Source organism: Methanorbis rubei (genome assembly GCF_032714495.1).
Taxonomy (GTDB): Archaea; Halobacteriota; Methanomicrobia; order Methanomicrobiales; family Methanocorpusculaceae; genus Methanocorpusculum; species Methanocorpusculum rubei.
The window spans coordinates 226608-242004 of the sequence record NZ_JAWDKB010000003.1 but is presented as its reverse complement, the minus strand read 5'-3'; the positions used below and the strand labels follow the sequence as shown (position 1 = coordinate 242004).

Here is a 15397-nt window from a genome sequence, read left to right as displayed (position 1 = left end):
TTTACAGACTCCTTGGATCAGTAACCCGACCGGTAACAGCACTTGCCGCAGCGACCGCAGGATTGGACAGAATAACTTCTGAATCAAGCGATCCCATCCTGCCGCGGAAGTTGCGGTTCGTTGTGGAGATTGCCCGCTCGCCTTTGGCGAGAATTCCCATGTGGCCGCCCAGACAAGGGCCACAGGTTGGCGGGGAGATGATCGCTCCCGCATCGATAAACACCTGCATCAGCCCTTCGTGCACGCAGTCGCTCCATACGCGGGGAGTTGCCGGAATGATAATGCAGCGGACATGTTTGTCCACCTTTCTGCCGCGGAGAATATCTGCTGCCTGACGCATATCCTCGATTCTTCCGTTTGTGCAGCTGCCGATAACCGCTTGGTGAATTTCCAGCTCGCCGACTTCGTCGACTCCTTTCACATTCTCCGGCAGGTGCGGGAGAGCTACCTGTGGAGCCATCCCTTTGATCTCCATATCAATCTCTGACTCGTACATCGCAAACTTGTCAGGTTTGATCTCCTCATCACTGCGTCCGGCTTTGCGGGTGTACTTCAGCGTCTTCTTGTCGGCTGGGAAGAGTCCGGCTTTTGCACCTGCTTCGATTGCCATGTTGGCAATTGTGAGACGGCTTTCGATCGACATCTTGTCAACACCGGATCCGCCAAACTCAAGAGCCTTGTAGAGAGCGCCGGACACGCCGATTGTTCCGATAAGTTTCAGGATTACGTCTTTGCCTTGTACGTACTTTCCCATTTTGCCGTGGAGATCAACTTTGATGCTTGGCGGAACTTTGAACCAGTTCTCACCAAGAACCATGCCGGCTGCGATATCGGTTGAACCCATTCCCGTTGAGAATGCGCCGATACCGCCATACGTACAGGTATGACTGTCAGCTCCGATAACAAGGTCCCAGGGACCAACGAGTCCCTCTTCGGGAAGGAGGGCATGCTCAATTCCGCAGTTGCCTCCTTCATAGTAGTGGGTGATTCCCATCTCCTGAGCGAAACTGCGGGTCACGCTGACCTGTTCGGCTGAGTCGATGTCTTTGTTCGGGGTGAAGTGGTCGCAGACAAAGACGACTTTGTCTTTGTCAAAAACTTTGTTTGCTCCCATTTCCCGGAAAGATTTGATTGCCAGGGGGGCAGTGATGTCATTTGCAAGAACGAGTGAGAGTTTGCATCTGACGATCTGGCCGGGGCCGGTGATCTTCTGGTCGGTTTTAGACTGAAGAATTTTTTCTGCGATGGTTCTATGCATGGTTTTCCTCCACTTTTTTGGCGAGGCGGTTGAGTGCGTTCACGTAGGCTTTTCCTGCGGCAACGAGGATGTCAGGGTCTGCTCCTCTGCCGATTGCAGTGTAGTTGTTTCTTCTCAGGCGGACGGTTACTTCTCCCTGTGCATCGGTTCCGCCAGTAATTGCATTTACTGAGAACTGTTCGAGGTCAGGTTTACATCCTGAGATGGTACCAATAGTGTTGAAGACTGCGTCGATTGGTCCTACACCGAAGTTGTGCAGCTGTTTGTCTTCGCCGTTTATTTCCATGATGACGCTGGCATTCGGTGGAATGGGGCCGTTGCCTGCGTGGACCTGCAGGTATTTGAGTTTGAACTTGTCAGGCATCCGGAAGATTTCTTCAAGGACGATTGCTTCGACGTCTTCGGAGAAGATCTCTTTTTTGATGTCTGCGAGTTTTTTGACTGCGTCTGAGACGATTGTTATCTGATCGTCGTTTAAGGTGTAGCCGAGTTCTTCGACTTTGGCTTTGATTGCGTGACGACCTGAGTGTTTGCCTAAGACCATGTCGTTGCCGGTTTTTCCAATAGCGGCTGCGTCCATGATCTCATATGTCTCGCGGCATTTGAGGACGCCGTCCTGATGAATGCCGGATTCGTGAGCGAATGCGTTGGCACCGACAATTGCTTTGTTTGCTGGTATTGGCATTCCGATAATGTGGGAAAGGGTTCGTGCGGTTGGATAGATCTGTTCGGTGATGATGCCGCAACTGCACTGATAATAATCGTGACGGACGTTGAGGTTCATGACAACTTCGTCCATTGCGGTGTTGCCGGCACGTTCACCAATGCCGTTGATGGTGCATTCGATCTGACGAGCGCCTGCTTTTACTGCGGCAAGGCTGTTTGCAACGGCGAGGCCGAGGTCGTCATGGCAGTGAACAGAGATTACTGCTTTGTTGATATTTTTGACGTTTTCTGTGAGGTAGCGGATGATGTTTCCATACTCTTCAGGCTGGATGTATCCTACCGTGTCAGGGATGTTGACGGTTGTGGCTCCTGCGTCAATGACGGTCTCGACGACTTTTGCAAGGAACGGGAGTTCGCTGCGGGACGCGTCTTCGGCAGAGAACTCAACGTTTTTGGTGAGTGATGCTGCGTGCAGGATGGCAGTTTTTGCCATCTCAAGAACTTGTTCAGGAGTTTTTCTGAGTTTGTGTTCCATGTGAATCGGGCTGGTTGCCAGGAACACATGGATTCTCGGGTTGGCTGCATGTTTGAGGGCTTCCCATGCACGGTCGATGTCTGCGGCAACCGCCCGGCAGAGTCCTGCGACCTGACAGTTGGTGACGGTCTTTGAGACTGCACGAACTGCTTCAAAGTCGCCAGGGCTTGCGGCAGGGAATCCTGCTTCGATAATATCTACGCCGAGTAGCTCAAGTTGACGGGCGAGGCGCACCTTTTCCTGTAGGGTCATGGTTGCGCCGGGAGATTGTTCGCCGTCACGGAGCGTTGTGTCAAAGATATAGACACGATCCGACTGGTATCCTCTGGATACGGTAGAGTCATCGTTTTTCATGTTTTTTCACCAGAGGCGGGAGATAAAATCCAGCCTCAATTTACACGTACTATTTTGGGTTGCGGGAATTTATAGATGTGTAATGGGGGTAAGAAAAGGGATAAGAGAAGATTATTTTCCTCTTATTGGGATGAGTGATTCAGGTGTAGACGTTGTTGTAAGTGATCAAATGCCAGTAGTCTTCGATAAGTGTTCCATCTGGCAAAACCACTGGTCCCGCTTCCCATACTCCGTCTTCGGTGAAGGAACAGATCATGGTAAAGTTACCGAGATTTTCGGTGGTAATGGTGTAATTGTCCCCTTCATTGATCATTGTTCCTTCTTCTGTAAGGAGAAGGGTTGTTGTTTCATAATGTTGTATCTGTGTTTCTTCATAGGTTACGGTGACATTATCGTTTCCAAGGAACAGCAGGGAGTAATTAACCACAACTTCTGTTCCGTTCACATTTTTTGAGGGAAGGGTTGTTGTCCAGAGTCCGACCGGTTCTTTGGGCGAGTCCCACCCGCTGCTTGGCGCACTGCCGATGCTGGAGGTTTCGTACACTGTGTAGATTAATTCATTCGTTACTTCTGTTCCATCCGGCAGAGTCAGAATCTCTGGTCTCCAGTAATTGGTATCTGTGGAGAATGTCAGGGTAAAGTTACCAGCATCTTCGGTGACAACCGTATAGTTGTTCTCGTTTTTAATGACTGGTCCTTCCATCTGATACGTGGTGGTAGATGTCTGGTCATTCACTTTTTCCGTATGGGAATATATCACGGTGCCGAACTCATTCTCCCAAAGTTTCAGTTCATAGCTGTCGTATCTCTCAGTGCCGTTTACTGTTTCAGAAGGGAGCATCACTACCCAAGTACCAAGAGGTTTTTCTGATAACGATTGTTGTACCGGAGTATCAGTCCCGATACATCCGGCTGTCAGCAGCAGAACGGTAAGAATAACAGTAACAGGTACAATGAACCTTTTCATAGAAATATCATACTCCTTCAAAACGTATAATGGTAAGTACAAACTGTTCCGTTTGGAACATAACAGATGCCGGAACGAAAATTTTTGGAAATTTTTTCAACAGGAGTTATGAGATGGTGAATTTCATCATTTGAGATTTTTCTGTCCTTGGTCTCGTTTGGAGTAACTACCTACCCTGCGTAACTCCTACTGAAAAATTTCTACCCCTCACCCCCACACCCAGACATTCCAAATCCTTAATCCCTCACGCACCAAACCACATAAACAACAGGAGGGAGAACGTGGCAGCTGAACTCGAAATCATCGACAGATCGGAAGAGTGGGGCGTATTTCTGAAAAAGAAGTACAAAACCGACTTAAACAAACTCGCCCGCGAATACCCGTACACCAAATCCCTCACTATCGGCTACGACGTCCTCGAAGGCTACGGCAAAACCGGTGTCATCCTTGCTGACGAACTGCTCGAACGCCCCGGCAAAACACTCGAAGACATCCGCGACGCAATCAGAACCGGCCACCTCATCAGCCGCAAAGACCGCGAAGGAAACGACATCTCCGAAGATATCATCACAGGAATCAACATCAGATTCATTCACCTCCCCAGAAAAACCCAGATTCGAGACATCCGTGCCGAACACATCAACAAATTCGTCAGTGTTGACGGCATCATCCGCCGTGTCACCGAAGTTCGGCCAAGGCTCGTAATCGGTGCATTCCGCTGTCCAGCAGGCCACTTCACCTACAAAGCCCAGGATTACGGCACCTACACCGAACCTGACGTCTGCGGCAACGCAGAGTGCACCCAGAAAAAACTCGAACTCGTCCAGAACAGATCCACCTTCATCGACTCCCAGAAACTCCGCATTCAGGAAACCCCCGAAGGACTCCGCGGCGGCGAACAGCCGCAGAACATCGACATCGACATCGTCGATGACATCTGTGGAATTGTATCTCCCGGCGACCGCGTGATTGTCAACGGCATTCTCAGAAGTGTTCAGCGAATCACTGCCGGACAGAAAAGCACCGTCTTTGACCTCTTCGTTGAATGTAATTCTATAGAGATCTCCATCAAAGAGTTTGAAGAAGTCAACATCAGCGAAGAGGACGAAGAGTCCATCAAAGACATGGCGACCGACCCGGGAGTCTACGGAAAAATCGCCAGATCCATTGCCCCGACCATCTACGGAAACGACGAAGTCAAAGAAGCAATCGCTCTTCAGATGTTTGGCGGGATTGCCAAAGAAATGCCTGACGGCAGCAGTCTCAGAGGAGACATTCACGTCCTCCTTGTCGGAGACCCGGGTATCGCAAAATCGCAGCTGCTCCGTTACGTCATCAAACTCGCTCCCCGCGGCATCTACACCTCAGGAAAGTCCGCATCCTCCGCAGGTCTCACCGCCGCCGCAGTCAAAGACGACCTCGGCGACGGACGCTGGACGCTGGAAGCAGGAGCGCTCGTACTTGCCGACAAAGGAATTGCCGCAGTAGATGAAATGGACAAAATGCAAAAGGACGACCGCTCCTCCCTGCACGAAGCAATGGAACAGCAGTCCATCTCGGTAGCAAAAGCCGGCATCAACGCAACGCTTCGTACCCGTTGTTCACTTCTTGGCGCAGCAAACCCGAAGCTCGGACGCTTCGACGAGTTCTCCAACATCTCTGAACAAGTCAACATGCCGCCTTCGCTGCTCTCGCGTTTTGATCTGATCTTCATCATGAAGGACAAACCTGATGCGGTCCGCGACTTAAACATCGCGAACCATATCTTAAAGTCCCACATGGCAGGCGAGAAGATTATGCATCACAAGAAGCATCCGATTCCGGGCGCTGATGATGAGTACTTCAAACGCGAGCTCGCTCCCGTCATGCCTGAGATTGATGCCGTGCTGCTTCGAAAATATCTCGCGTATGCGAAACGAAACTGTTTCCCGATGCTGACCGATGATGCCAAACAGATTCTTGTGCAGTATTATCAGAATCTCCGCAGCGTCGCAATTGATTCTGACAAACCCGTACCGGTCACCGCCCGTCAGTTAGAAGCACTTGTGAGGCTCGCAGAAGCGAGCGCCCGCGTTAGACTTGCTGATGAGATCACTGTCGAGGATGCGACGCGTGTGGTAAAAATTGTGGACACCTGTTTAAAGCAGGTCGCGTACGACCCAGCTACCGGTGCGATTGATATCGATCGGGTTGCGACCGGCATCACCAAATCCAGCCGCGACATGACACGCATCCTTCGTGAGACGATCAAGATTCTTGCTGAGGGTGCGGGTTCGGCAAAGATTGACAATGTGATTGATACGATGGTGAGTCAGCACAAATATGGTAAAGATGAGGTTGAGAAACTTCTGGACAAACTCAAGCGGTCGGGCGATATTATTTCGCCGCGCAATGATACGGTAAAACTTTTGTGAGGAAAAAAATGGCAACTGATCGAGAAAATGCAGTGTTTGAAGCAGCGATTAAACTTGGTGCACTTTACCACCAGTTTGTGGGGACGCCCATCAGCAGGTCAACGGCTGAGAAGGTTGAGGCGGCAATTGAGAGTGCGGTTTCTCTTCAGCCGTATGTGACGCATATTGAGGTGCGTCTTGATCGAACGCTGATGAATGAGAATCCGTTCGGCTACTCGGAGCTGACCGGTGCGATGTATGATGCGGTGATTGAGACGAAGTTCGGGGACGCGGTCTGTCGGGCACAGCTGAAGTACGAGAATGGTTACCCGATGATGAAAATTCTTGACTGAAAATGCCTGAGTCTTTTCCGATTCTGGATGATCATTTTCATATCAACCGCCGGGCTGGCGTAGGTCCGTCGGTTGTTCGGGAGTTTATGCGGTCGGGAGGGACGCATATTATTCTGGTGTCTCTGCCTTCCTGGTCACATGAGGTTTCGCCAACGAAGCCTGAGGATTTCAAATCTGTTTTTGATGAACTGTTAGCAACTGCGGACGCGGTGCGAACTGAGGGCTGTGGTTGTTATGCGATGTGCGGTGTGCATCCTGCTGAGATCGGGAGGTTAACTCAGCGGATGAGTTTGGTGGATGCGGAGCGTTTGATGTGCGGGGCTTTGGATGTGGCGGCTGAGTATGTGGCGGAAGGGAAAGCGATTGGTCTGAAGTCAGGCCGTCCTCACTATCCGGTCGAGCAGAATGTGTGGGATGCGTCAAACCGCGTGCTTTCCCATGCTTTGATGCTTGCAAGGGAGCTGGACTGTTCTTTGCAGATTCATGCAGAGAGCGGTCCTTGTTTGGATGTGCCTGATATGGCAAGAGCAGTTGGGATGAATCCTTCTCGTGTGGTGAAACATTTTGCGACTACTGATACGCCGCTTCATCCGTCAGTGACGGTCAGGGAGCCGTTTCTTGCGGACTGGTTTTTAGAGAAACGCGAGTTCACGCTTGAGAGTGATTATATGGATGATCTTTCACGGCCTGGGGCGGTGAATGGTCCGCGGTCGGTTCCCCGCAAGATGCAGCGGATGATTCAGGAGGGAGTCGTGACGAGTGAGGATATGTGGCGGGTGCATTCGCTGGTGCCTGAGAAGATTTATCGGGCTTCTTTTTCTGTTTGATGAAACGCGAATAGCGCGAATCGCATGCCTTCCACACGCCGTTCCGTCGTGTTTAACTCCTCCTATCAGGAGTCGTTCCGTCGTGCTCACTGCTTCGCAGCTTCGCGGAATAAAAAATCACCAATGGCGATTTTCCCAATAGAATTTATGCGATACGTTTTTTGAAAACACGAACCACACGAAAAAACGCGAATAATTTAACTCACGAAATATTACGAAAAACGCGAAATAGGAAATTCGATACGGAAATTATTGATTGATTTCGGCAGAGATATTTTCTGATCGTCATCTTTACTTTCGGATATTACGAGAGACTTCGTGACTGATTCTGAACTCAAGAACAGATTTCGTGTTTTTCGAAATATTTCGTGAGTTAAATTATTCGTGTTTTTTCGTGTGGTTTCGCGAAGCGATAAGCAGGCCGAAGGCATGCGGTTCGTGTTTCAAAAATTGCACCGCGTAAGTTCTATAGAATTTATGTGATACGTTTTTGAAACACGAACTGCGTAACTCCTTAAAAATCGCCATTGGTGATTTTTTTATTCCGCGAAGCTGCGAAGCGGTGAGCAGGCCGAAGGCATGCGATTCGCGCTATTCGTGCTATTCGCGTTTCAAATCTTCGCGTTTCAGATCTCTATGAGAAACCCAGCATCACTTATGTAGAATAAACTCCTATTACCTTCTATATGGATAAACGATATTTTCTGATTCCTTTCCTTTTCCTTGTGGTCATCTCCGCAGGCTGTGTCACTACAGAGCCTGCGAGCGACTCGCCCTATCAACCGCTTGACTACTCACTTGCGGAAAACTGGGTGATGGTGCCAGACGCGTCTTCTGAGCAGAAGGCTGTTGATGTTTTCTATCTCTACCCGACTCTGGCCACGAACCTGTATGTTGACTCCATGAACCTGAGTGATCCGGCAGCCCGGGATCGGGCAGTGGTAAATGTGATGACGAACAAAGGCGTCTATGAAGAGACGGCGAATGTTTACGCCCCATACTACCGGCAAACCGGACTCTACTCGATGATGGGCAACGGCACCTGGACAGAAAATCAGTATGTCTCCGGAAAACTTGCCTACGAGGATGCGAAGGCTGCGTTTATCTATTATCTGGACAACTACAACGATGGAAAGCCCTTCATTCTTGCCGGACACTCGCAAGGGTCATACCGAGCCAAACAGCTGATGATCGATCTGTTTGTTGATCCTGAGCTTCAGGAGAAACTTGTTGCCGCATATCTTATCGGCTATACGGTCTCGGAGTTTGAGCTTGCTCAGTACAAGCAGCTGAAGCCCGCAACAGGCGAGCTTGATACTGGCGTTATTATCACATATCACACACAGGCACCAGAGATTTCCGATAAAAACATTGTTGTGCTTCCGGGATCAATCGCAATTAATCCGCTGAACTGGAAGACGGACGGGACGTATGCGTCTGCTGATGAGAACTATGGTGCGGTATTTTTCGAAAACGGTACTGTGACTTCAAGGGAGGCAAACTTTACCGGCGCATATCTTGCAGAGGTTGACGGTTCAGTTGTTCTGATCGCGGACTCGCCGGATCCGGCAGTGTATTCCACTCCGGAACTGTTTGCTGAAGGGGTCTTTCATGTAGACGATTACAATTTCTTCTATGAAAATCTGAAGGAAAATGTCGCGAAACGAACTGCGGCGTATCTGGAAAAGAATGGGGCTTGAATAATTTTTTTTCAAATATATTTTTTCTGATCAAGAAACCAAGACGACCATTATTTATCTCTCCCACACCAAATACAGATATCAGAGTTGGACAAAAACCCATGACACATGATCAAAAAAATATCCTGTCTGTACGGGACATGGACCGTGAAGAGATCGACGCTCTTCTCACGGCTGCTGCAAAGTTTGATCAAAAAAAGTTCACCGGACATGAACTTGAGGGAAAAATTCTTGCCGTGCTCTTTTTTGAACCAAGTACCAGAACCAGAATGTCATTTGCCTCCGCAATGATGCGACTTGGCGGAAAAATTCTCAACCTCGGAAGTGTCGAGGCATCCTCAATCGTCAAAGGAGAAACACTCTCCGACACCATCCGCGTCATCTCAGGTTACGCTGACGCAATCGTGCTCCGCCATCCAAAAGAGGGAGCCGCTCGACTCGCGAGCGAAGTAGCATCTGTTCCCGTCATCAATGGCGGTGACGGCGCAGGCCAGCATCCCTCCCAGACGCTGTTGGACCTCTTCACGATTCGCAAATCCATGAAACTGGAGAACATCGACATCGGCCTCCAAGGAGACCTGCGGTACGGCAGAACCGTACACTCCCTCGCAGCTGCCTTAACAAAATACGATGACATTCGTCTGCACACCATCGCCCCCGAAGGCCTTGACCTGCCGAGCCATCTCAAGCAGGATCTCACCGATGCCGGAATGGAAATAATCGTGCATGAAAATATCGAAGAAACAATTCCTGAACTCGACGTCCTGTATGTGACAAGACTTCAGCGGGAACGTTTCCCTGACCCTGCGGCATTCGCAAGCTTTGCTGCAACCTACCGGGTCACGCCCGAACTTCTTGAGCGGGCAAAACCCTCCATGATTGTGCTGCATCCGCTGCCGAGAGTGGATGAGATCGATCAGTCAGTTGATAATCTGCCGTGTGCAAAATACTTCCAGCAGGCGCATTACGGAGTTCCCATCCGAATGGCAATGTTAGATGAGGTGATGCGATCATGAAGCGGGTCGGCGATCAAGGAATTGTCATCTCCCCGATCAAAAACGGAACGGTAATCGATCACATCACGCCCGGAGAGGGCCTGACGGTGATCCGCATCCTTGGCATTCAGGATGGAACAAACATTACGTTCACGGTTGCGACCAATGTCGTCAGCAGTCGCGGCGGCAGAAAGGACATGGTCAAGATCGAGAACCGCGAACTGGTCAAGTCCGAGGTGGACAAACTTGCTCTCATTGCGCCCGACGCAAAGATCAGTATTATTCGCGACTCCAAAGTGGTCGAGAAAAAATCGGTCGAAGTGCCAACTGATATCACGGGCGTTATCAAGTGCCCGAACCCGAACTGCATCACCAATACCCGCGAGCCTGCTGAAAGCCGATTTACTGCCCACCCGCGTGGATACCGCTGCTGCTACTGCGACACGGTCATCTCCCGCGAGATGGATATCGGCGATTATATCTGAATGAGTGGTGGATGGGCAGGATAAATATCTGAAACGCGAATAACGCGAATCGCATGCCTCCGGCCTGCTCACCGCTTCGCGGAATAAAAAAATCGCCAATGGCGATTTTTCAAATAGGACTTACACGGTGTAATTCTGTGAAGTGGGGAGACTGCCAAGAATGGTTTTTCAACACAACTCCCATTGTGATTTTTTAAACACGAACCACACGAAAAAACGCGAAACATAAACTCACAAAATAGTACGAAAAACACGAAATAGGATTTTCGATGCGGTAATTGTTGATTGATTCCAGCAGAAACACTTTCTGATCATCATCTTTATTTTCAGATCTTAGGAGGTATTCAGTGATTACATCTACATCCAAGATCCTATTTCGTGTTTTTCGAAATATTTCGTGAGGTAAATAATTCGTGTTTTTTCGTGTGGTTCGTGTTTAAAAAATCACACCGCGTAACTCCTATTTAAAAAAAACATTTATATTTTTTTGAACTGGTAGGTGGGCCTAAAAATAAGTTATTTTGATATTTTTTTATTCCGCGAAGCGGTGAGCAGGCCGAAGGCATGCGATTCGCGTTTTCTCACGAAGCGTTCCAAAAAAAAGATCACGTCATTCGCTGACGTGATCGATAGCCACCCGTTTACCGGTCCGCATATAGTAGACCTTCTCTCCCATCCGGCAGGCATGATCCGCAGACCGCTCAAGATAGCGGTTGATCATATGATATGCACTGCATTGGGGCACAACCGAAACATTCGCCTCCATTGCCGCAACACAATCAGCATAGATGACATCATACATCTGATCAATCGTCTCCTCCATATCAGAAAGCGGCGAAAGCGTCTCCGTATCTCCGGTAGCAAACGCGTTGTAGACAATATCAAGCATGGACGTAGTAATGCTGCCCATCTCGGTCAACTGCTTTGCAAGCAGGGCAACATGATCACGGTTCTCAAACTGCACAAGCAGCTCGCCGATATCTTTGCCGTAACGACCGACACGCTCAGATGACGTAATCATATCCAGACTACAGGCGATCAGCCTGAGATCTGCTGCCATCGGCTGGTTCAGAGCGATTAACAGAACACCGCGCTCGTTCAAGAGATCATACTGGCTGGCGATATACTCCTTCTGGCGGACGACGTCTGCTGCGACCTCGCGATCAATCGTCTCAAACGCCATCAGCGAGTTCTTCAGCATACCAAGCGCAAACCGGCCGTACCAGTTTACCTGTTCCTTATAGGACCCAAGCTCCAAATGGAAATATTCATTCATTTTAACCAAACCTTCCAGTTACATAACGTTCGGTGAGTTCTTCGGCGGGATTGGAAAAGATCTTTTTCGTGTCATTCACTTCCACAAGCTTGCCGATGTACATAAAGCCGGTCGTGTCGCTGACTCTTGCTGCCTGCTGCATATTGTGGGTCACAATAATGACCGTATAGTTTTTCTTGAGATCTGTTATCAGCGTCTCAATTTTTGAGGTGGCGATTGGATCAAGTGCCGAACACGGCTCGTCCATGAGAATGATCTCAGGACTTACCGCAAGCGTTCGTGCAATACAGAGACGCTGCTGTTGGCCGCCCGAAAGTCCGAGAGCCGAGTCATGAAGCCGGTCTTTGACCTCATCCCAGAGAGCTGCGCCTTTCAGACTCGTCTCGACAATTTTGTCAAGCGTTGACGCATCATGCTCGCCGTGAGCGCGGGGACCATACGCGATGTTGTCATAGATCGACTTCGGAAACGGGTTCGGGCGCTGGAACACCATGCCGATATGTTTGCGAAGCTCGACAGGATCAGCGTTCAGAATATTTTCATCTCTGAACAAAATTTCTCCGCCGATCTTACACGTCGGGATGAGATCATTCATCCGGTTGAGACAACGGAGAAGTGTTGACTTCCCGCAGCCCGAAGGACCGATTAGTGCGGTAACTTTTTTTTCTGCAAACGGGAAGTTCACTTCAAACAGTGCCTGTTTGGTTCCGTACGAAAGATTGAGATTGTTGGTTTGAATAACGCTTGTCATAATTATCTGAGAAGTTTGTTCTGGTAGTGTCTGCGAAGGAAGATTGCCGCAAGATAAATTGCCATGACAATCACGATCAAAACGACCGCGGTTCCATACTGCTGCGGGGTCGCTCCCGGCACACTGGTCGAGAGGACGAACAGGTGGAAGGGAAGTGCCATGACCGGATCAAATACGTTCATGCTGACGAATCGTTTGGTGAACACAACAGCTGTGAACATAATTGGGGCGGTCTCTCCTGCGGCTCTGCCGACCGAAAGAATTGCGCCGGTTAATATTCCGGGAGCAGCTGAAGGGAGAACGACTTTTCTAATCGTCTGCCATTTGGTTGCTCCAAGTCCGAGCGATGCTTCCCGCTGTGCGTTCGGCACTGCTTTGAGCGCCTCTTCAGTCGTCCGAACGATTGTTGGAAGAATCATCAGAGCGAGACAGATCTGACCTGCCAGCATACAGATTCCCCAGTTGAGGTAGATGACGAAGAAGGCAAAGCCGAAGAGACCAAACACGATGGAAGGCGTGCCGTTCAAAAGATCGTTTCCGGTTCGAAGCGCTTTGGTCAGGAAGTTTTCGCGTGAGTACTCGATTAAGTAGATCGCAGCACCAATTCCCACCGGCAATGCGATGATGATTGCTCCGGCAACCAGTTGCAGTGTTCCAATAATTGCCGGATAAATTCCTCCTGCCCGGCCGAGATCTTTGGGACTTTCGGTGAGGAACTCCCAGGAGATTACCGGAAGACCATTGGAAAAAATGTCCCAGAGGATGATTGCGAGAATCAGAATGACTCCAGCAGTGCAGGCATAGATCAGAAGAAAGGAACTTTTTTCTGCAATTTTGTGCGAGACTTTTTTTCTGCCAAAGTACCAGGCGGCAACTGTTGCTGAGATTCCAATCGCCCAGAGAATGCCAAGTGATGCCACAAGGAAGCAGAAGAAAATGACTGCGGCTGCGGTAGCTGCCGCGAGTTTGAGATATCTTTTCGTTTTGCTTGAGATGAGTGAGCCGGTTTTTGATCCGGTCTGTGTTCGTTTGATCACCCACGCAGACGCGAGGTTCACGATGAGCGTGATGAGAAGAAGCACGACCGCAACACCGAAGAGGGCATAGTAGTGCATACTGCCGGTCGCAACTTCGGCCATCTCGATTCCAAGTGTTGCGGTAAGCGTTCTGACCGGCGAGAGAACGTTCCAGATCGGGTCAGGAATGATCGCAGCGTTTCCGGCAACCATCATAACCGCCATGGTCTCACCAATTGCCCGTCCCATGCCGAGCACAACGGCTGCGGAGATTCCCGAAGCCGCTGCCGGCAGAAGGACGCGGGAGATGGTGTGCCAGTAGGTTGCCCCAAGTCCGAGCGATGCTTCTTTGTAATCTTTGGGTACTGCAAAGAGAGCGTCTTCGGAGACCGAGACGATTGTTGGAAGTGCCATGATGCCGAGAATCACGGAAGCTGCAAGCCAGCAGAATCCGCTCGGGATGTCAAGGGCAACTCTGAGAAAGTTACAGAGTACAACCATACCAAAAAATCCGTAGACCACTGAAGGAATTCCTGCGAGGAGTTCGATGATCGGTTTTACCGTGTCACGGATTTTTGGCGGTGCAAGGTACGATAAGTAAACTGCTGCGGCAAGCCCGAGCGGCACGGCAAAGATCAGTGCGCCAAGAGTCACCAGTAGAGTATCAACAATAAGTGCGGCAATACCGTAGGAAGGAGTCGAGCCGGTTGGGTTCCAGTCGGTATTGAGTAAAAATCCTGAAATCCCCACTTCGGCAAAGGCCGGAAGGGCTGTGTAGATCAGATATCCAAGAATGAAGACAACCGCAGCAGCAGAGATGAGAGCGGTAGCAAGCCAGACAGATTTGATGGCTTTTTCCCGGACTGCACGGCTGCTTGCTTTGGTGTCGTTTTGTTCCGTCATGATTTTTTTCCCCCGAAAAAAAGATTGGTGACAGGAATTATGCGATTGGAACGAATCCGTTCTCGCTTAAGATCTTTTGTCCGTCAGATGAGAGGATGAAGTCGAGGTAACTTTTTGCAAGGCCAGTTGCCTCTCCTTTGGTAATCATCAGGAGCGGGCGGTTGATCTTGTAGGTTCCGTCAATAACGGTTGCGACTGAGGGTTTTATTCCGTCGATGGTGAATGCTTTGACCGTGCCGTCAACGTACTCAAGAGATACATAGCCGATTGCCCCAGGGGTTTGGGCGACGCTTTTCTGTACTGCTCCGTTCGAGTTGAGTTCCTGCATGGTTTTTGCGGAGTCTTCTTTGTTTAAGACGAACTCGGTGAAGAACTCCCGGGTTCCTGATGCACTGTCGCGGCCGACAAGAACGATTACCGCGTCAGCTCCGCCAACTTCTTTCCAGTTGGTGATCTTACCCTGATAGATGTCTTTCACCTGAGCAATCGTCAGTTCAGAGACGGTGTTTGCAGGGTTTGCAATGATGGCGATTCCATCACGGCCGATGACATACTCTTTGAAGTCGTTTCCGGTTTTTTCAGTTTCTTTGAGGTCACGGGAAAGCATACCGATATCGGCTGTGCCTGCAGTGATTGCGGTTACTCCGACGCCAGAGCCTCCGCCGCTGATCTGAATGTCTGCGGATTGGTGATTGTTCATGTAAACTTCGGCAACCGCCTGGGCAACCGGAAGAACTGTTGTTGAGCCGGCAAGTGAGATGGTGCCGGAAACATCATCCTCTGCAGGTGTGCTGACACATCCTGCGGTGAGGACCACGAGAACGAGAACTGCTGCTGCAAGAAGAGCGGCAAGACCAGATTTGTGAGAGCTTTTGAAGCTACGCATAAGAAATTACACCCGGAAAACTCAGCGAATTT

General features: G+C 49.9%; 13 protein-coding genes. 6 read left to right on the top strand and 7 right to left on the bottom strand.

The genetic code is table 11. From position 1 onward, the window contains the following. Position 1: 1 nt before the first annotated feature. From leuC to McpCs1_RS04675, 3 genes are all read right to left on the bottom strand, one after another. Entirely contained in the window at positions 2 to 1258 is a 1257-nt protein-coding gene (gene leuC, locus McpCs1_RS04685; RefSeq protein ID WP_338096104.1) for a 3-isopropylmalate dehydratase large subunit, read from the bottom strand. Beyond that, complete coding sequence (locus tag McpCs1_RS04680) at positions 1251 to 2813, bottom strand: 2-isopropylmalate synthase (protein ID WP_338096103.1); 1563 nt, start codon at positions 2811 to 2813, stop codon at positions 1251 to 1253. Before McpCs1_RS04680 ends, leuC begins: the two co-directional genes overlap by 8 nt. A 139-nt stretch (positions 2814 to 2952) precedes the next feature. Next, complete coding sequence (locus tag McpCs1_RS04675) at positions 2953 to 3780, bottom strand: hypothetical protein (protein ID WP_338096102.1); 828 nt, start codon at positions 3778 to 3780, stop codon at positions 2953 to 2955. A 281-nt stretch (positions 3781 to 4061) separates the two neighbouring features. Here McpCs1_RS04675 and McpCs1_RS04670 point away from each other — a divergent pair, with 281 nt between their 5' ends. The 6 genes from McpCs1_RS04670 to pyrI all read left to right on the top strand — a co-directional run bounded on the left by McpCs1_RS04670 (position 4062) and on the right by pyrI (position 10533). After that, entirely contained in the window at positions 4062 to 6194 is a 2133-nt protein-coding gene (locus McpCs1_RS04670) for a minichromosome maintenance protein MCM (protein ID WP_338096101.1), read from the top strand. A gap of 8 nt (positions 6195 to 6202) precedes the next feature. Beyond that, positions 6203 to 6526 carry a dihydroneopterin aldolase family protein gene (locus tag McpCs1_RS04665; protein WP_338096100.1) on the top strand — a complete coding sequence of 108 codons (324 nt, stop codon included), beginning with the start codon at positions 6203 to 6205 and terminating at the stop codon, positions 6524 to 6526. A 2-nt stretch (positions 6527 to 6528) separates the two neighbouring features. Then, on the top strand, positions 6529 to 7353 hold the full coding sequence (locus McpCs1_RS04660; protein ID WP_338096099.1) for a TatD family hydrolase: 825 nt from the start codon (positions 6529 to 6531) through the stop codon (positions 7351 to 7353). Positions 7354 to 8039: 686 nt separating this feature from the next. Next, positions 8040 to 9053, top strand: a complete 1014-nt coding sequence (locus tag McpCs1_RS04655) for a DUF3089 domain-containing protein (protein WP_338096098.1) — start codon at positions 8040 to 8042, stop codon at positions 9051 to 9053. A 101-nt stretch (positions 9054 to 9154) separates the two neighbouring features. Beyond that, positions 9155 to 10069, top strand: coding sequence for an aspartate carbamoyltransferase (gene pyrB, locus McpCs1_RS04650; protein ID WP_338096097.1), 915 nt, complete (start codon positions 9155 to 9157; stop codon positions 10067 to 10069). Next, positions 10066 to 10533 carry an aspartate carbamoyltransferase regulatory subunit gene (gene pyrI, locus McpCs1_RS04645; RefSeq protein ID WP_338096096.1) on the top strand — a complete coding sequence of 156 codons (468 nt, stop codon included), beginning with the start codon at positions 10066 to 10068 and terminating at the stop codon, positions 10531 to 10533. Before pyrB ends, pyrI begins: the two co-directional genes overlap by 4 nt. A 610-nt stretch (positions 10534 to 11143) precedes the next feature. On the opposite strand, the gene McpCs1_RS04640 is transcribed toward pyrI, so the two are convergent. From McpCs1_RS04640 to McpCs1_RS04625, 4 genes are read right to left on the bottom strand one after another with little or no spacing between them, the layout of a single operon-like run. Further along, a complete protein-coding gene (locus McpCs1_RS04640; RefSeq protein WP_338096095.1) occupies positions 11144 to 11809 on the bottom strand; it encodes a phosphate signaling complex PhoU family protein in 666 nt (221 codons plus the stop codon). A 1-nt stretch (position 11810) separates the two neighbouring features. Beyond that, positions 11811 to 12560: a phosphate ABC transporter ATP-binding protein PstB gene (gene pstB, locus McpCs1_RS04635; RefSeq protein WP_338096094.1), complete on the bottom strand. Its 750-nt coding sequence runs from the start codon at positions 12558 to 12560 to the stop codon at positions 11811 to 11813. A 2-nt stretch (positions 12561 to 12562) separates the two neighbouring features. Further along, positions 12563 to 14479 carry a phosphate ABC transporter permease PstA gene (gene pstA, locus McpCs1_RS04630; protein WP_338096093.1) on the bottom strand — a complete coding sequence of 639 codons (1917 nt, stop codon included), beginning with the start codon at positions 14477 to 14479 and terminating at the stop codon, positions 12563 to 12565. A 37-nt stretch (positions 14480 to 14516) separates the two neighbouring features. Continuing rightward, positions 14517 to 15365: a phosphate ABC transporter substrate-binding protein gene (locus McpCs1_RS04625; RefSeq protein ID WP_338096092.1), complete on the bottom strand. Its 849-nt coding sequence runs from the start codon at positions 15363 to 15365 to the stop codon at positions 14517 to 14519. Between the last annotated feature and the right edge of the window lie 32 nt (positions 15366 to 15397).